The following is a 14,887-nucleotide window of genomic DNA, read 5'->3' as shown; positions in this document are numbered from 1 at the left end:
AGGAATTATGCCCTATGAAACGCGTGTTAACAGCCATGGCTTTTTTGCTGGCCGGTTTTTTATTGATGGGAACAGCGCAGGCCCAACAGGCCCAACAAGCCCAAGAAGCACCAGAAGTTGAAACCACCACCGAAACTTATGGTGACTGGACGTTAGTTTGTATAGAAGCCACACCGCGGGCCTGCCGTATGGTGCAGCGGCTTGATGTACAAAATGATCAGGGCGGCGGGCGCTTGCTTGAGGTGACCTTACTGCGTAATCAGCAAGGGGTGCTGATTGTGCTAGATATGCCGTTTGGTTTGGATTTGCGCGCCGGCGTGGTCGTTCAGTTTGATGAGAATGACGAAATCACACTGCCGTTTAGCACGTGCTATCCATCCGGCTGCCAGGTTATCGCCTTGTTGGCCCCAGAGCATCTGGCCCAGTTTCGTGCCGGCACGCTCATGCGCGTTGGGTTCCGCGGCATGGGCCAGCAAGAAACGCTAGTGGCTGAAGTCTCGTTAGAAGGCAGCAGCCTTGCGTTAGCCGAGCTGCCCGAGCCCGTACAGCCGCCGACGAGTGGCGAGTGATTTTTTTGGCAACCTTGGGGATGATGCCAAAAAATATGAGATACGAGCGATAGAAAAGGCAATCCAGGAGTCCAAGCAATGAAAGAAAGTGCCTTTTACGCCAAGATTGTGGAGTGGTCTGAAGAAGACCAATGCTTTGTTGGAAGTGCCCCAGGGTTAATTTATGGAGGTTGTCACGGAACAGACGAAAAGGAGGTTTTTGCACACCTCTGCGAAATCGTAGATGAGGCTATCGACCTTTACCAAAGAGAAAAAAAGCCTCTGCCGCCCCCTACGTCTGGTCGAGATCTTGCCAACATCCTTCAGAAAATCGCATAAGCGGGTCTCGAAAAGCCTTAAAAGCGCCCCGATTGAAGTTCAGAAGCGATATGAGAAATGGAAAGACATCGTTTCCCTTTCTGGCCCCGCGGGGCTTCGTAAAATCAGAGGGTTACATGATGAGTCACTATCTGGAAAATGAGTCAGAATGACTTGGTCGAGTATGATTCAGCCGCATCTGTTGTGAAGTTTTAGACAATTGTTAGACAAGCTGGCCAGTTATATTTCGTAAGCTTTTGATTTCATTGGTGCTCCCACGGGGACTTGAACCCCGGTTTCCGCCTTGAGAGAGGTCTATTGGGGGGTTTTACTGTTCACTAATGTTCACCTAAGTATTTGTTTTTCTTGATGCGGTTTCCGCCTTGTTCTATACTGTTCGTCAATGTTCAGCGACGTATTCTCGACAGTTTTTAGACAACTTTTGGAGGCGCGCATCATGGCCAGAACAGTTAGAGACGCTAAGGTAGATAGTCGAGCGGCGCGGTCGTCGATTCCGGCTGACCTCAAAATCCGGTGGCGGGCGATCCATAGCGGGTTGCATGTTGGCTACCGCAAAGGGAGGAGAGGAGGCAAATGGCTTGCGAGGTTTTATGACCCGCAGACGCAGCGCTATGCATTGAAAAATATCGGCATCGCCGATGATATGTCAGATGCTGATGGCATTCGGGTGTTCAGTTGGTCGCAAGCCCAAGCGCAAGCCCGCACCCTTTCAACATCCCTTGCGGCAACCGCCAGCGGTAAGCATGTCGGCCCCTATACCGTCGCTGATGCAATGGACGATTACCACCGGCGGCTAGACAATGAGGGCCGTTCGTCAGGCGATAGCAGACGCCGCACAGAGCTTTATATCACGCCCGCGCTGGGTAACATCAAATTAAGCAATTTAAGCTCGGAGCGGTTGCGAGAGTGGCTTTTGAACATGGCTGAGCACCCCGGTTTTAACCAGCTTGGGCAACCAAAGCCAAAGCCGTCTTTCGACAAGCCCGAGGACGAAAAAGAGTATCAGCGCCGGCGGCGCGATTCGGCTAATCGAGTTTTGAGCGTTCTAAAAGCCGGTCTGAATGAGGCGTTTCTCGCTGGCAAGGTGCAGACCAATTCCGCATGGGCCGGAAAGCGAGTAAAGCCGTTTTCAGTTGTCTCAAAAGCCAGAGTCGCTTATTTGAACGGCGAAGAGGTTAGGCGGCTGGTAAACGCCTGCGAGCCGGGTTTTCGTGAGTTAGTGCAGGGCGCTATCTATACGGGCGCTCGATATGGCGACTTGGGCGCAATGAATGTTGGTGACTTCAATTTAGATCGCGGGCTGGTTATGTCCGGCAATTCAAAAGGCTCAAAACCGCATCCGGTCTACTTGAACAATGAAGGCATTGAGTTTTTCAAACGCCACACCGCCGGCCGCAACCCGCGTGAGCCGATGTTTGAGCACCCTGAAACCCAGAGGTGGAAAAAATCACAGCAGCTAAGGCCCATGAAAAGGGCCGCCAAGATTGCTGGCGTTGATATTACCTTTCATGGTCTGCGCCATACCTATGCCAGCCACGCGGTCATGAATGGTGTCCCCTTGCTGGTAGTGGCGCAAAACCTTGGGCATTCCGATACGCGAATGGTCGAGAAACATTATGGCCATTTAGCGGATAGTTATGTGCGAGATGCCGTACGCCAGTTGGGGCCAACTTGGGGCATTGATGCCGATGATAAAGTGGTGGCGATAAGATGAACAATGCGGATATTAAAACCCTGCTAACCAGCCGCACCCCTAGAGCGCGGCTCGAAGCCCATAAAGAGTATTGGGGCGATACTCCGCATCCTGAGATTCAGGGCCACCTAGAGACGGTCGAGCGGTTGTTAGCGTCCAAGCCCGCGTCGAGCAAAGCGATTTTGATATTAGCGAAGCTCGATAGTTTGCGACTTCTCAAGGGGTGGAATACTGACCCCGACACCATTCGAGGCGAGCGCCAGTTACAAGGTGCGAGCGCTGGCGGAAAAGCAAAAGCGTATTGGAGCCACCGCAAAGCTGAGCTTCAAGCGGCCGTTGATGCTGAGCACCGGAAAAACCCGAAATTAGGTATTAAAGAATTGAGAAAGCGAGTCGCAGAACAGGACGGCTACCCCAGCGAGTCAACTCTTAAGCGTCACACGGTAAACCCTCGAACAAAATAAAAGGGGTTCATTGCTAGCCAATGACCCCAACCCCGCTTGCGAGTCTTTCCACCGTATTCACTGACATACGCGAGGAAACGACATGAACCAAGCCGAAGTTATCGCATACAGCGTAAACGATGCCGCCCGGATTCTCGGAATCGGCCGCACCACCCTATACGGGGAGATCAAAGCCAAACGGCTGCCTGCAATCAAAGTTGGCCGGCGCACCCTGATACGTCGCAAAGATGCAGAGGCATGGATTGACCTGCATTCAGAGATGATTGAGCAGGAGGCCGTATGACTGACAAATATCAAAACGTGGTCACAATGGCTCAACGGGTTGCCCACCATGATGCGCGAAATCTGTTTAGCACTTTCCCGCAGGCTATCACGACGATAATCGAGCGCCGTTTATGGGCCGATCGCACGGACAAAAACGGCCAGCCTTTTACGTCTTTTCAGTCATTCGTTGAGCATCGGATGTGGCAGGGCTTGGAATTAACCATGCCCCGCCTGATTCGCTATTGCGAGGACGATGAAGAAGCCGTGCGGTTGATCAAGGGGGAGATGCAGCAGGCTGGAAATCGCGGAAATCCAACCGGAGCGAATCAGTACACACCGGCTGATGAGAGGAAAGCGGATAATATCCGGTTTCCAAACTCATATGGCACTAGCGTCGGCCACACCGTTGCCCGGCTCAAGCGCGACCGCCCCGATCTTGCGAAGGAAGTTATTGACGGAACGATGTCACCAAACGCCGCCGCTATTGAAGCCGGGTTCCGCAAGCGCAAGGTGCAGGTGGAGCCAACACCCGAGGCGGTTCAGAGGATGCTCGATAAGTATCTGCCCGGCTTTTCGTTGGTTTACAAAACGGGGGGCGCGTAATGAGGCAAAAAAAAAGCCCCGCCAATAGCGAGGCCAATGCAGTACACCAACAGAATACCACCTTGTCATTGGTTCAGAAACTTGAGTGGCTTCAGGCTCTGGCTAAAACTGACCCACCCCTGAGGCGATCTGAAATAACGGTGGCCATCACGCTGGCGAATATGGCTAATGCCAAAACTGGCGTCTGCTGGCCGTCGCTAAATACCTTGGCGCAATCCACGAATGCAGACCGGCGCAGCGTAGTTCGAGCCATCAACCAATTATCACGCGCTGGCTTCATTCAGGTAGAGCGCACCCAAGGGCGTTCCAATGTTTACCGGCTAAACCCCACTAGTGACACCGATGTCACCCCACTAGTGACACCCATGTCACCAACCAGTGACGCCAGTGTCACCCCACCAGTGACACCCATGTCACCCAAATCTATGAATGAATCGGATAAAGAATCGGTTAATCAATCCGAGCAACCGCAAAGTGATAAACATCCTCAGTTCTGGCAAGCAGGAGTTAAGCGGGCACAAGTTAGAGAATGTGAGCGCCGCATTGATGCCTTGGTGGCTTCCGGTGTTGAGTTGAAAACCATCGTTGATGGTGCAAACCGGTGGATGCGATATACCCGACAAAGCAATAGCCAGCCAATGACGCCATTGAAATGGCTAGATGCTGAAGGCTGGCGCGATCAATGGCAGACCGAGCCAGTGAAAAAGCGGCGAATGTTGTGATGATTTTTCATTCAAACCTGCATTCCGCTTTGTTTTTTTTCGTTTTGATTCGCCTTTTCAAGGCGGAAACGTAGACACTAACCTATTGTTCTGAAATAATAATGATTATTAGTTGTCTAAAAACAGTCAAAAAACCGAGGCGAGTTGATGGGTTTAGCGCCCTGATTCCGCCCCTGATACAGAGGGATTAAGAATGGCTAGACCGTTCGTAAAGTTGCCCCCCGGCGCACGCGCCCACCTTGAGGCAATGGCCGCAAGCGGAACCCTGACCGAGTCCAAAGCCGCCGATGCGCTGGGCATGCCCCTGACCCAGTTCCGCCGGGTGATTGTCGATGACCCGGGCAGCGCATCTATTTGGCGTGACGCGTTGGCCGTGGAGCGCGACCAGCTTTTAGCCGCCCTTTACGATCGAGCCATACAAGGCGATACAAAGGCCGCAACCACCCTGCTGGCAGTCAGGCACGGACTGAGCGAAAAAGGCTCGCAGGGGGCCGGTGAGCCGGTTCAGGTGGTGTTCAACTTGCCGGACTCGATGCCGGCGGAAAAATACATTAGTGCGCTAGGTGAGCGGCCGAAGGTTGGCACGGATGCCTAGAGAGTATGTCAGGCCCGACTCCGAGGCCTTTCGCAAATGGTGGGCGGCCCAGCAACGGAAAAGAGACCGCAAGCCGGCGGAGCAATCCGACGATGGCTGAGCAGCGTCCGGACGATCTTAGCGAGTGGCAGCGTCACGCGATGGCCGTCCCGGAATCCTTCGACTTGTGCCTAGCAGGCGGTCGCGGTGGCGGCAAAACATGGCTGTTGTTCGTTTTATTTCTTCGCCATTGTGAGAAATGGAAAGCAGCGGCTAAGTGCCTAGTAGTACGCCGTTCCTTCCCGGGCCTGTCAGAGCTTGAATCCGACCTGCACGCATTCCTGAGCGCCGTATACGGCCATCGAGGGTTTAATCATGACCGACGCACGCACAAGTTTACGCTCGGAAACGGCGCGACCATTCAACTCGACCAACTCGAATCCGAGCGGGATTTTCAAAAATACCAGGGCAAGGGTTTCTCACATATCGCGGTTGATGAAGCGGGGCAGTTTAGCAGTCCAGCGTTGGTTGATCGCTTGCGGAGTAGTCTAAGAGCACCAACCGGCATTCCGTTGCGTTTTATCATTTTGGCTAACCCCGGCGGTAGTGGCCACCATTGGCTGGCCAAGCGCTATGCAATGCGGCAATCGTGGGTTCCGTTTACGGATGCCGCCACCGGCGGGCAGTTCGTGACCATCGCCTCGACCTATCGAGATAATGATTTTATCGATCGTGACCGTTACGCGGCGAATCTAAAGGCATCCTGCGCGACTGACCCTGAGTTAGCCCGCGCATGGCTGGATGGCGATTGGAGCGTGATTAGGGGCGCGTATTTCGCCCATGTCCTCGATACAAACCGCAGCATGATCGAACCGTGGGCCTATCTGCCCAACCGCATCAACCATCGATTAAACAAACGATCCATTTACCATCATGATCCGTCGCTAGTTACAGACTGGCGGATTTTCCTCGCCCACGATTTTGGGGTAAGCGCCCCGAGCGTAACGTATTTGGTTGCGAAATCACCGGGGCACGCCGCGCCCGATGGTGTGGTGTACCCAAAAGACTCGATCATTCTGCTCGATGAAATCACCACCGCGCACCCAGATGACCAGACACAAGGCACCGGCCTCACCGTTCCAGAACAAGCCGCGGCCATCGTGGACATGTGCAAACAGTGGCAAGCGAAACCGCAAGGGGTAGCAGACGACGCGATATTTAATCGCACCGGCGGTGAGGCTGGCTCAATAGCGCAGGAATTCCAAAGAAACGGCGTGGTGTTTCAGAGAGCACACAAAGGCGGCCGTATTGCCGGCTGGCAGACGATGGCGCGGCTGTTGCAGGATGCTGGCAAGCCCGACAAGCCCGGCCTTTACGTTTCGCGTCGGTGCTCGTATTGGTGGGCCACCGTGCCAAACCTGCCCAGAGACCCACGCCGGCCTGAAGATATTGATACGACCGGCCCAGACCATGCAGCGGACGCTAGCCGGTATGCCGTGACAGCCGAGTTTCAACAATACCCACGCACCGTTATTAGGGGGGTGGCATGAGACGAGAAACCCGAACCATCCGATTTTGCATCGTCGACAGCCGAGGACAGGCAACCGGCGAGTCTTACACGTTTACCTATCAACACCCAGTGAGGACAGAAAATGAAAGCTGCACAACCTGCACTCCCAGACCTAAGCAAAGAGATACCGGCCGCACTACAAGTTCCTGAAAGTTGGGCGGAGTCATTCGGAGATGATGACCCCGACATCAATTACGCCCTGGGGAAACAGAAAAGGGTGTCAGAGGCGTTCGAGGGCCTGCTGTCGATGCGGAGCAACCGCAATCCCCACAGCACAGCCGCGGCGCATTTGCAGGAAATTGACCGCCACGCCAAGCGGGTAGCGGAGCAGTCGCAAAAACACGTTACCGAGGCCCGCGGCAAGCTGAGCGAGCGCATCGTTGCGTTGGACTCTAAGCTAACCGACGAGCTTGGCAAAGATGACCCGCACGGCCCTGAAACCCGGCAAGCGTTGCGAGAGATGGACGCGGCCCAGCGGACAGCCTATGTGCGTGAAGCGATATCAAGCGGAAACCGCCGAGTGATTTCCGCGGTTCTATCCGCCCCGGCGGTGGTGTCAGGGTTGCAGGATAAAGACCTGCCCGCGTTCAGGGCCTACGCCGCTAAGCAATTGTTCCCCAGTGTGGTGGCCGAGCGTGAGCGTCTGGAAAAGGCCGATACTTTCCTTCACGAGGTAGGCCAGCATGCGCTAGCCCTCGCAAGTAAAGCCGCGCCCAACGATGAGCAGAAAAAGGCTTTTGAAGCCGAGCAAAAGCAGCATGAGGCGAATTTGCTAAAGCTGAGCGGTCTCGACTAGTTCACAGCCGCAGGTGCTGGGCCGCGCCCGTTAAAAAGCCCGCGGGCGCGGTTTTTATCTAGGCGGGAAATATCACCCCCGCCAGCCGTTCTATTTTGTCAGGATCACCCGCCAGCATCACCGCTTCCGCAGTCTTATCACCCAGCGCCCCGTAGATCGGTGCGTCCGCATCACGGATTGAGTAACAAAAGCATGCCGCAGTCATAACCCGGGCATGCTGGGGTAACTGGCTGGGGTGGATTTTTTCAATACCAGCGTGGCTGGCTTTTAGGTATTTCATGGTTGCACCGTCGCGTTGAAATGGTGGCCCCATGCTACCGGTTAGCCCATCAAATGCCCGCTACCGTTGGTCGGAAATGTCCACAGCCGTTCAGGTTTATTCAGGGACGTATTTTAGACAGTTTTTAGACAACTTGGTCAGTCGTTTTTCGTAAGTTGTTGATTTTATTGGTGCTCCCACGGGGACTTGAACCCCGGTTTCCGCCTTGAGAGGGCAGCGTCCTAACCGCTAGACGATGGGAGCATAACTGTTGAGCGACAAGGGCTGGTATTATACGGGCTCGTTGAAGTCATACAAGAGGACTCGGCCGCTTAGTGAGCCAACTTCAAACACAGTCTATTGAGCCGACGATCGTGCCGCGTGATCGGCATGTTATCTCACGTAGTCGTATTAGCGATCATGCGCTAAAAGTGCTTTATCGTTTAAAAACAGCAGGCTACGGCGCCTACCTGGTTGGGGGCGGTGTCAGAGATCTTTCGCTCAATCGCGACCCTAAAGATTTTGATGTGGCAACGGATGCAACGCCCGAGCAGGTCAAAGCGCTATTTAGAAATTGCCGTTTGATTGGTCGGCGATTTCGCTTAGCGCATGTGCATTTCGGTCCAGAGATCATAGAAGTTGCCACGTTTCGCGCACTAACGCCGTCGGATGGCGAACAGAATAACGATCGCGTGATGGAAGATGGCATGATCCTTAGGGATAACGTGTACGGCGATATCGAAGAAGATGCGCTACGGCGCGACTTCACGGTTAACGCCTTGTATTACAACATCGCCGATTTTTCGATTGTTGATTATGCCGGTGGTATGGCAGATCTCGAGGCACGCCAGCTTCGCTTGATTGGTGAGCCAGAGGTTCGGTATCGAGAAGATCCGGTGCGAATGCTCCGCGCGGTGCGCTTTGCGGCCAAGCTTGATTTTGTGATCGATCCAGCAACGGCAGATCCTATCCCCCGGATGGCAGACTTACTGGCCGATATTCCGCCAGCTAGGCTTTTTGATGAAGTGCTCAAGCTTTTTATGGGTGGTCAGGGCGCCCAAACCATTGATGCCTTGCGGCATTATGGATTGTTTCGGTATTTGTTTCCTGCCACCGATTCAGCGCTGGATGATGACCCCAGCGGGGCTCGCTTAGCGTTTGTTAAGCAAGCGTTGGCCAATACCGATGCCAGAATTAATGATGGCCGGCCCGTAACACCGGCGTTTTTATTTGCCGCCTTGTTGTGGCCTGCCATTATGGCGCAACTACCGGGTGAGCAATTGGCCCCCGGCATTGATCCTGAATTGCTAGAGCAGGCGGTCACCGAAGCGCTAGAGCGGCAGCTACGCCGCGTTGCCATTCCAAAACGCTTCTCATTGCCAATGCGCGAAATTTGGAGTCTGCAGCCGCGGTTAGATACGCGCTCCCAGAGCAAGGCTCGGCGGTTATTTGGTCATCCGCGCTTTCGAGCGGCATACGATTTTTTACTGTTGCGCGCAGAGGCAGGCTTGGCTGATCCGGCATTAGCACAGTGGTGGACGGAGTTTCAGGCCAGTAGTGATGATGCGCCACCACCGGCACCGCCCCGCCGTCGGCGTCGTAATCGATCCCGATAAGCCGTGTGAGCAATCGCGTTTACATTGGCGTTGGCAGTAACTTGGCCGACCCTGTGTGGCAGGTGAAGGCAGGGTTTGCTGCCCTTGCAGCACTGCCTCAAACCACACTCGTGCAAACCTCTCGGCTCTATGGGAATCCACCCATGGGCCCAGTGCCACAGCCCGATTATGTGAACGCGGTGGCCGCTATCGATACAACCTATGAGCCAGAGCCTTTGCTGCAAGCCTTAAAGGCCATTGAGAATCAAGCCGGGCGAGATTTAAATGGGCAGCGCTGGGGGCCAAGGCCGCTTGATTTGGATATTCTTTTACATGGCAATAGTCAGTATCAAAGCGACACGCTGAACATACCGCATCCTGGCATGCCGGAGCGTGCCTTCGTGCTGTATCCTCTGGCAGAGATCTCAGCAGAGTTGGTTATTCCCGGTATGGGCTTGTTGAGCGATTTAATACAAAAAGTCGATGGCACTGGCATGGTGCCGATTGAGGGGTAAATGGCAGATCCGGTATTTAATCATTTGGTAGTTGAGGGCCCGATTGGTGTTGGGAAAAGCCGATTGGCCGCACAACTGGCTGAACGGCTAGATGCGGAGCTATTGCTTGAGCAAAGTACAACCAATCCGTTTCTGGAGCGGTTTTACCAGAATCCGCGTGAGGGCGCGCTGGCAACACAGTTGCATTTTTTATTGGAGCGCGCTGAAGAGCTAAGTCAAATCCGCCAAAGTGATCTTTTTGCTCCGCGGTATATCTCCGATTTTCTGTTTGCAAAAGATCGACTTTTTGCTGCCTTAAACCTGGATGATGCCGAGTTGGCGTTGTACGAACGGATATGGTCAGTGATGGCGCCGCAAGTCTCACCGCCCGATTTAGTGGTTTACCTGCAGGCCCCGGTTGATGTGCTGCAGGCGCGTCTGCGGCGTTATGGGGGCGCGCTAGAGGCACAACTTGATACGGTTTATTTAGAGCGGCTTGCCAATGCCTATATCGACTTTTTTCATGACTATGACGAATCGCCCGTTCTGATTGTTAATAGCACGGGGCTTAACCCGCTTGCCTCTGATCAACATTTGGATGTACTGGTTGAAGAGATGAGTCAGATAGGTCACGGTCGTCATTACTTTAATCCGGCAGAGTGAGTAGAGCCTTGAGAGTTACGCTAAGCACCTTACAAAAAATGCGTGCTGAACAGCAGCCAATTGTGGCGCTAACTGCCTACGATTATACGTTTGCCCAAGCCGTTGATAACGCGGGGGTAGATGTGGTGTTGGTGGGCGATTCCCTGGGCAACGTGATTCAGGGGCATGGCAGCACGGTACCGGTAACGGTGGAGGATATTGTTTACCATTGTCAGTGTGTTGCGCGCGGGTTAGACCGAGCTTTGTTGATGGCCGATCTGCCATTTCTAAGCTATGCCGACGAGGCAACCGCTATCGACAGCGCAGGGGCCTTAATGAAGCATGGCGGCGCACAGATGGTAAAGCTGGAGGGCACGCAGGACCAAGCGGCCATTGTGGAGGCACTGACAATAGCGGGCGTGCCTGTTTGTGCGCATATTGGGCTGCAACCTCAGTTAGTCGACAAGCTCGGCGGTTTTAAGGTGCAAGGTAAAGATGAGCAAAGCGCAAACCGAATTGTTGAGGATGCTTGCGCCTTAGAGGCTGCGGGCGCTGATTTGCTATTAGTAGAGTGCGTATCAGCACCGGTTGCCGAGCGTATTCGCGCTGCGGTGAACTTACCGTTAATTGGCATTGGGGCGGGTGTGAACTGTGATGGACAAGTGCTCGTGCTACAAGATGTATTGGGCATTACCCAAGGGCGGGTGCCGCGATTTAGCCGCAACTTTATGCCACAGGGCCAAAGCATACCGGGCGCACTGTCGGCTTATGCTGAGGCGGTTAGGGCGCGTACTTTTCCTGACGCTACCGAATGCTTTGAGTAAGTAGGCATGGAAGAGATCACCCAAACCGATGCATTACGTAAGCAGGTGTTGGCTTGGCGCAAAGCTGGTCTGCGCGTGGGTTTTGTGCCGACGATGGGCAATTTGCATGGCGGCCATCTAACATTGGTTGATGAGGCGCGTCGGCAAGCAGACCGCATTGTGGTTAGCATTTTTGTTAACCCAACTCAGTTTTCAGTAGGCGAGGATTTTGTTGATTATCCAAGGACTTACGAGGCCGATTGTGCCTTACTCGAAAGTAAATCGGTGGATGTGGTTTTTGCCCCAAGCGTAGAAACGCTCTATCCCAGTGGGCCAAGCTTGCAAACGCGGGTTGATGTGCCACGGCTCAACAACATCTTATGTGGGGTTAGTCGCCCCGGGCATTTTACTGGCGTGGCTACGGTGGTGGCTAAGCTCTTTAATGTGGTGCAACCTGACTTGGCTGTATTTGGACTGAAAGATTATCAGCAGTTAATGGTCATTCGGCAGATGGTAACCGACTTGGCTTGGCCTATTGAGATTGTGGGTGCTCCCGTGGCTCGGGAGCCGAGTGGGCTTGCGATGAGTAGCCGCAATGCTTATCTATCTGCAGAGCAAACTGAGCAGGCGGCAGTGATTTATCAGACACTCACGATGTTGGCAGACCGGATGACCCAGGGTGAGGCCAATTTAAACGCATTGGTGCAAGCGGGTCTAAGTCAGCTTATTGCTGGCGGTCTCAAGCCGGATTATTTAGAAATAAGACGCGCGGCGGATTTAGAAAAAGCCCAGCCGGGCGATCAGTCGCTCGTTATTTTGGTGGCGGCGCATTTGGGCCGGGCACGTTTGATTGATAATTTACCGGTGATGTTGCCCGCACCGGGCGTGGTGGAGGCGTAATGGAGAGTTTGCAAGCATGTCAGGCATGGCAGGTGCTCGCTGAAAAGCGCGAGGCCATCGCGGCGCAGTCGCTTAATGCACTGTTTGCTGCAGATCCACAGCGTTTTGAGCACTATTCGGTAGAAGCCGCTGGAATGTTGCTCGATTTCTCAAAGCAGCCAGTTGATTCGATACTGATGGCAGATTTGGTTGCGCTGGCTGAGGCACGCGAGCTTCCGCGGCATCGTGACGCTATGTTTGCCGGCCAGCGGGTTAACGAAACAGAAGGACGAGCTGCCTTACACACGGCGTTACGAGCTGCGGTTCAAGTGACCTTGCCTGAGGTCAAAGACGCGAGAGCGCGCATGGCAACGTTGGCCAAAGAGATTCGCAGCGGTGCCTACACAAGTATTACCGGTGAACCCATTAAAGATGTGATTAACATTGGTATTGGGGGCTCTGATCTTGGGCCACGACTTGCCGTTGATGCGTTAGCACCGCTTGCCGACGGGCCCCGGATCCATTTTGTTGCCAACATTGATGGCGTGGAAATGTCACGCACGCTGGCCCAGTGTGACCCACGTAGCACGTTAGTGCTGGTGGCTTCTAAGAGTTTTGGCACTAGTGAAACGCTTGCCAATGCGCATGAAGCCATGGCGTGGTTAAGACGAGACCTTGCCGATGATGCGGCTATTGCGCGTCAAGTGATCGGCATTACCGCTGACCCGGCGCATGTGCGCTCGTTGGGCTTGGATCCTGCCTCGGCTTTGCCTTTGTGGGACTGGGTTGGCGGGCGTTATTCGCTGTGGTCTGCCGTCGGTTTTTCAGTGATGCTAGCCATTGGGCCTGAGGCATTTGAAGAACTATTGGCGGGTGCCTCTGCCATGGATACGCATTTTTGCGAGGCGCCGTTAGCCCGCAATATGCCCGTCATTCAGGGTTTATTGGCGGTATTGCATGGCAGTTTATTGGGCCGACGTAGCCAGGTTGTAGTGCCCTATACCGAGCGCTTGCGTTATTTGCCTGCCTACTTGCAGCAGTTGGTGATGGAGAGCAACGGCAAATCGGTTGATCGAGCGGGGCAAGCCGTGACGGTGCCTACCGCAGCCGCCATTTGGGGGCAAACTGGTACACCGGGTCAGCATGCCTTTTTTCAAGCGCTTCATCAGGGCACAGAGGTGATGCCCGTCGATTTTATTGGTGTTGCCGCACCCGTGGCGGGTGAGCGTGGTGAACCGTTAGAGCTTGCGGCCAACTTGTTTGCCCAAAGTCAGGCATTAATGCAGGGTAATAGGGCTGATTCAGATCGACCGGCACTGCACTGCCCCGGGAATCGGCCGAGTAACACGTTGCTCTTGCATCGACTGGATCCGACAACCCTCGGCGCGCTGATTGCGTTGTATGAGCACCGAACGTTTGTGGAGGCAGTGATTTGGGGTGTTAACCCCTTCGATCAGTATGGTGTTGAGTTAGGTAAGCGATTGGCGCGGGACCTTCGCCCATTACTCAGCGGTGGTGATCCCTCGACAGAATTAGATGCTTCAACCGCAGGTTTAGTCCGCCAATTCTTGGCTTGGCGACACGGCTAAGAGCCGCTCTAACGCCCAGCGCACGTGTTCACGCACTAATTCAGAAGGGTGATCTAGGCGCTGCTGTAGCGCGTCAATGGCCTCTGAATCAGCGGGGCCATTGCCTAGCGCCACGGCAAGATTACGAAGCCATCGCTCATGGCCCAAGCGGCGTATTGCAGAACCTTCGGTTTTGTTAAGAAATTCCGCTTCGCTCCAATTAAACAGCGACACCAATGAGGCATGATCCAAGCCATGGCGCGGGTGAAAATCCTTCTCATCGGTAGGCTTAGCATAACGGTTCCATGGGCATACCATTTGGCAGTCATCACAGCCAAACACCCGATTGCCAATGGCAGGGCGCAGTGATTCAGGAATACTCCCCTGATGCTCGATGGTCAGATAAGAAATGCAACGCCGGGCATCTAGCTGTTGAGGCCCGGTAATTGCCGCGGTGGGGCAGATATCAATACAGGCACGACAGCTGCCACATAAATCATCAGGTGGGGCATCGGCGGGTAGCGGTAAATCGGTAAGCAGTTCGCCTAAGAAAAAATAGGACCCAACCTCTCGGTCAAGCAATAAGGTGTTTTTGCCAATCCAGCCCAGGCCGGCATTACGCCCCAGTGCTTTTTCAAGAATAGGGCCGCTGTCTACAAATACGCGGTAGCCAAAGGGGCCTGCAACGGCCTGTATTTTATCGGCAAGCTGCTGGAGTCGACGGCGCATCAGTTTGTGATAGTCACGCCCTAAGGCATAGCGTGCAATAAATGCGCGTCGCGAGTCATTAAGCACCGTTTCGGTGGGTTCTAAATTGGGGGGCAAGTAATTCATGCGCACGCTGATGATGCGCACGGTGCCCGGCACGAGTTGCGCGGGACGCGCGCGTTTGCGGCCATGACGGGGCATCCATGCCATGGTTCCATGGCGACCATCTTGTAGCCAGCGCAGTAAATGCGCCTCATCCGCGGCAAGCTCAGGCTTAGCGATACCGATGGAGTCAAAGCCAAGGGCTTTACTCCACTGCTTTAAATCAGTGGTAATTCGCGATAAGTCCATGATGCTCGATATACT

At 54.1% G+C, this 14,887-nt stretch carries 18 protein-coding genes and 1 tRNA gene; 16 read left to right on the top strand and 3 right to left on the bottom strand.

Annotated features, from left to right (window positions below; all coding sequences use genetic code 11):
• Positions 1-14: 14 nt before the first annotated feature.
• From GH984_RS03725 to GH984_RS03675, 10 genes are all read left to right on the top strand, one after another.
• Complete coding sequence (locus tag GH984_RS03725; protein WP_153718871.1) at positions 15-569, top strand: invasion associated locus B family protein; 555 nt, start codon at positions 15-17, stop codon at positions 567-569.
• A gap of 78 nt (positions 570-647) precedes the next feature.
• A complete protein-coding gene (locus GH984_RS03720; protein ID WP_153718870.1) occupies positions 648-887 on the top strand; it encodes a hypothetical protein in 240 nt (79 codons plus the stop codon).
• A gap of 436 nt (positions 888-1,323) precedes the next feature.
• Positions 1,324-2,601: a tyrosine-type recombinase/integrase gene (locus GH984_RS03710; protein WP_172973159.1), complete on the top strand. Its 1,278-nt coding sequence runs from the start codon at positions 1,324-1,326 to the stop codon at positions 2,599-2,601.
• Positions 2,598-3,044, top strand: coding sequence for a hypothetical protein (locus GH984_RS03705; protein ID WP_153718867.1), 447 nt, complete (start codon positions 2,598-2,600; stop codon positions 3,042-3,044). The genes GH984_RS03710 and GH984_RS03705 overlap by 4 nt, the downstream gene beginning before the upstream one ends.
• A gap of 82 nt (positions 3,045-3,126) precedes the next feature.
• Positions 3,127-3,327 (top strand): helix-turn-helix domain-containing protein, encoded by a 201-nt coding sequence (locus GH984_RS03700; RefSeq protein ID WP_153718866.1) that lies wholly within the window; start codon positions 3,127-3,129, stop codon positions 3,325-3,327.
• Positions 3,324-3,911, top strand: coding sequence for a hypothetical protein (locus GH984_RS03695; RefSeq protein WP_153718865.1), 588 nt, complete (start codon positions 3,324-3,326; stop codon positions 3,909-3,911). The genes GH984_RS03700 and GH984_RS03695 overlap by 4 nt, the downstream gene beginning before the upstream one ends.
• Entirely contained in the window at positions 3,911-4,633 is a 723-nt protein-coding gene (locus GH984_RS03690) for a helix-turn-helix domain-containing protein (RefSeq protein WP_153718864.1), read from the top strand. Before GH984_RS03695 ends, GH984_RS03690 begins: the two co-directional genes overlap by 1 nt.
• A gap of 193 nt (positions 4,634-4,826) precedes the next feature.
• Positions 4,827-5,228, top strand: coding sequence for a hypothetical protein (locus GH984_RS03685; RefSeq protein WP_153718863.1), 402 nt, complete (start codon positions 4,827-4,829; stop codon positions 5,226-5,228).
• A gap of 92 nt (positions 5,229-5,320) precedes the next feature.
• Complete coding sequence (locus GH984_RS03680; protein WP_172973158.1) at positions 5,321-6,757, top strand: phage terminase large subunit; 1,437 nt, start codon at positions 5,321-5,323, stop codon at positions 6,755-6,757.
• A 102-nt stretch (positions 6,758-6,859) separates the two neighbouring features.
• Positions 6,860-7,573 carry a hypothetical protein gene (locus tag GH984_RS03675; RefSeq protein WP_153718861.1) on the top strand — a complete coding sequence of 238 codons (714 nt, stop codon included), beginning with the start codon at positions 6,860-6,862 and terminating at the stop codon, positions 7,571-7,573.
• A 58-nt stretch (positions 7,574-7,631) separates the two neighbouring features.
• Here GH984_RS03675 and GH984_RS03670 read toward each other — a convergent pair whose 3' ends face one another.
• Together GH984_RS03670 and GH984_RS03665 are read right to left on the bottom strand one after the other, a co-directional pair.
• Positions 7,632-7,886 carry a hypothetical protein gene (locus GH984_RS03670; protein WP_153718860.1) on the bottom strand — a complete coding sequence of 85 codons (255 nt, stop codon included), beginning with the start codon at positions 7,884-7,886 and terminating at the stop codon, positions 7,632-7,634.
• 135 nt (positions 7,887-8,021) lie between these two features.
• Positions 8,022-8,096: transfer RNA gene (locus GH984_RS03665), tRNA-Glu, on the bottom strand.
• 71 nt (positions 8,097-8,167) lie between these two features.
• Between GH984_RS03665 and pcnB the strand changes: the two genes are divergently transcribed.
• Genes pcnB through pgi form a run of 6 tightly spaced genes read left to right on the top strand, consistent with a single transcriptional unit; the run spans position 8,168 to position 13,834 of the window.
• Positions 8,168-9,448 carry a polynucleotide adenylyltransferase PcnB gene (pcnB, locus tag GH984_RS03660; RefSeq protein WP_369691926.1) on the top strand — a complete coding sequence of 427 codons (1,281 nt, stop codon included), beginning with the start codon at positions 8,168-8,170 and terminating at the stop codon, positions 9,446-9,448.
• Positions 9,445-9,942: a 2-amino-4-hydroxy-6-hydroxymethyldihydropteridine diphosphokinase gene (folK, locus tag GH984_RS03655; RefSeq protein ID WP_369691955.1), complete on the top strand. Its 498-nt coding sequence runs from the start codon at positions 9,445-9,447 to the stop codon at positions 9,940-9,942. Before pcnB ends, folK begins: the two co-directional genes overlap by 4 nt.
• Positions 9,943-10,584: a deoxynucleoside kinase gene (locus tag GH984_RS03650; protein ID WP_153718859.1), complete on the top strand. Its 642-nt coding sequence runs from the start codon at positions 9,943-9,945 to the stop codon at positions 10,582-10,584. It abuts the gene before it with no gap.
• An 8-nt stretch (positions 10,585-10,592) separates the two neighbouring features.
• A complete protein-coding gene (gene panB, locus GH984_RS03645; RefSeq protein ID WP_256365595.1) occupies positions 10,593-11,387 on the top strand; it encodes a 3-methyl-2-oxobutanoate hydroxymethyltransferase in 795 nt (264 codons plus the stop codon).
• Between the two features lie 6 nt (positions 11,388-11,393).
• A complete protein-coding gene (gene panC, locus GH984_RS03640) occupies positions 11,394-12,266 on the top strand; it encodes a pantoate--beta-alanine ligase (protein ID WP_153718857.1) in 873 nt (290 codons plus the stop codon).
• Entirely contained in the window at positions 12,266-13,834 is a 1,569-nt protein-coding gene (pgi, locus tag GH984_RS03635; protein WP_153718856.1) for a glucose-6-phosphate isomerase, read from the top strand. The genes panC and pgi overlap by 1 nt, the downstream gene beginning before the upstream one ends.
• Here pgi and queG read toward each other — a convergent pair.
• A complete protein-coding gene (gene queG / locus GH984_RS03630) occupies positions 13,799-14,872 on the bottom strand; it encodes a tRNA epoxyqueuosine(34) reductase QueG (protein ID WP_153718855.1) in 1,074 nt (357 codons plus the stop codon). The two genes, pgi and queG, sit on opposite strands and share 36 nt — an antisense overlap.
• Between the last annotated feature and the right edge of the window lie 15 nt (positions 14,873-14,887).

Origin of the sequence: Spiribacter salilacus (assembly GCF_009649225.1) — a bacterium.
Classification (GTDB): Bacteria; Pseudomonadota; Gammaproteobacteria; order Nitrococcales; family Nitrococcaceae; genus Spiribacter; species Spiribacter salilacus.
Note: the sequence above shows the minus strand (reverse complement) of the source record. Positions and strands in the feature narration are given on the sequence as shown.

Excerpts from the sequence above, each read along its gene's own strand:
- GH984_RS03725 (WP_153718871.1), top strand. The coding sequence starts at position 15 with ATGAAACGCGTGTTAACAGCCATGGCTTTTTTGCTGGCCGGTTTTTTA.
- GH984_RS03720 (WP_153718870.1), top strand. The coding sequence starts at position 648 with ATGAAAGAAAGTGCCTTTTACGCCAAGATTGTGGAGTGGTCTGAAGAA.
- GH984_RS03710 (WP_172973159.1), top strand. The coding sequence starts at position 1,324 with ATGGCCAGAACAGTTAGAGACGCTAAGGTAGATAGTCGAGCGGCGCGG.
- GH984_RS03705 (WP_153718867.1), top strand. The coding sequence starts at position 2,598 with ATGAACAATGCGGATATTAAAACCCTGCTAACCAGCCGCACCCCTAGA.
- GH984_RS03700 (WP_153718866.1), top strand. The coding sequence starts at position 3,127 with ATGAACCAAGCCGAAGTTATCGCATACAGCGTAAACGATGCCGCCCGG.
- GH984_RS03695 (WP_153718865.1), top strand. The coding sequence starts at position 3,324 with ATGACTGACAAATATCAAAACGTGGTCACAATGGCTCAACGGGTTGCC.
- GH984_RS03690 (WP_153718864.1), top strand. The coding sequence starts at position 3,911 with ATGAGGCAAAAAAAAAGCCCCGCCAATAGCGAGGCCAATGCAGTACAC.
- GH984_RS03685 (WP_153718863.1), top strand. The coding sequence starts at position 4,827 with ATGGCTAGACCGTTCGTAAAGTTGCCCCCCGGCGCACGCGCCCACCTT.
- GH984_RS03680 (WP_172973158.1), top strand. The coding sequence starts at position 5,321 with ATGGCTGAGCAGCGTCCGGACGATCTTAGCGAGTGGCAGCGTCACGCG.
- GH984_RS03675 (WP_153718861.1), top strand. The coding sequence starts at position 6,860 with ATGAAAGCTGCACAACCTGCACTCCCAGACCTAAGCAAAGAGATACCG.
- GH984_RS03670 (WP_153718860.1), bottom strand. The coding sequence starts at position 7,886 with ATGGGGCCACCATTTCAACGCGACGGTGCAACCATGAAATACCTAAAA.
- GH984_RS03650 (WP_153718859.1), top strand. The coding sequence starts at position 9,943 with ATGGCAGATCCGGTATTTAATCATTTGGTAGTTGAGGGCCCGATTGGT.
- panC (WP_153718857.1), top strand. The coding sequence starts at position 11,394 with ATGGAAGAGATCACCCAAACCGATGCATTACGTAAGCAGGTGTTGGCT.
- pgi (WP_153718856.1), top strand. The coding sequence starts at position 12,266 with ATGGAGAGTTTGCAAGCATGTCAGGCATGGCAGGTGCTCGCTGAAAAG.
- queG (WP_153718855.1), bottom strand. The coding sequence starts at position 14,872 with ATGGACTTATCGCGAATTACCACTGATTTAAAGCAGTGGAGTAAAGCC.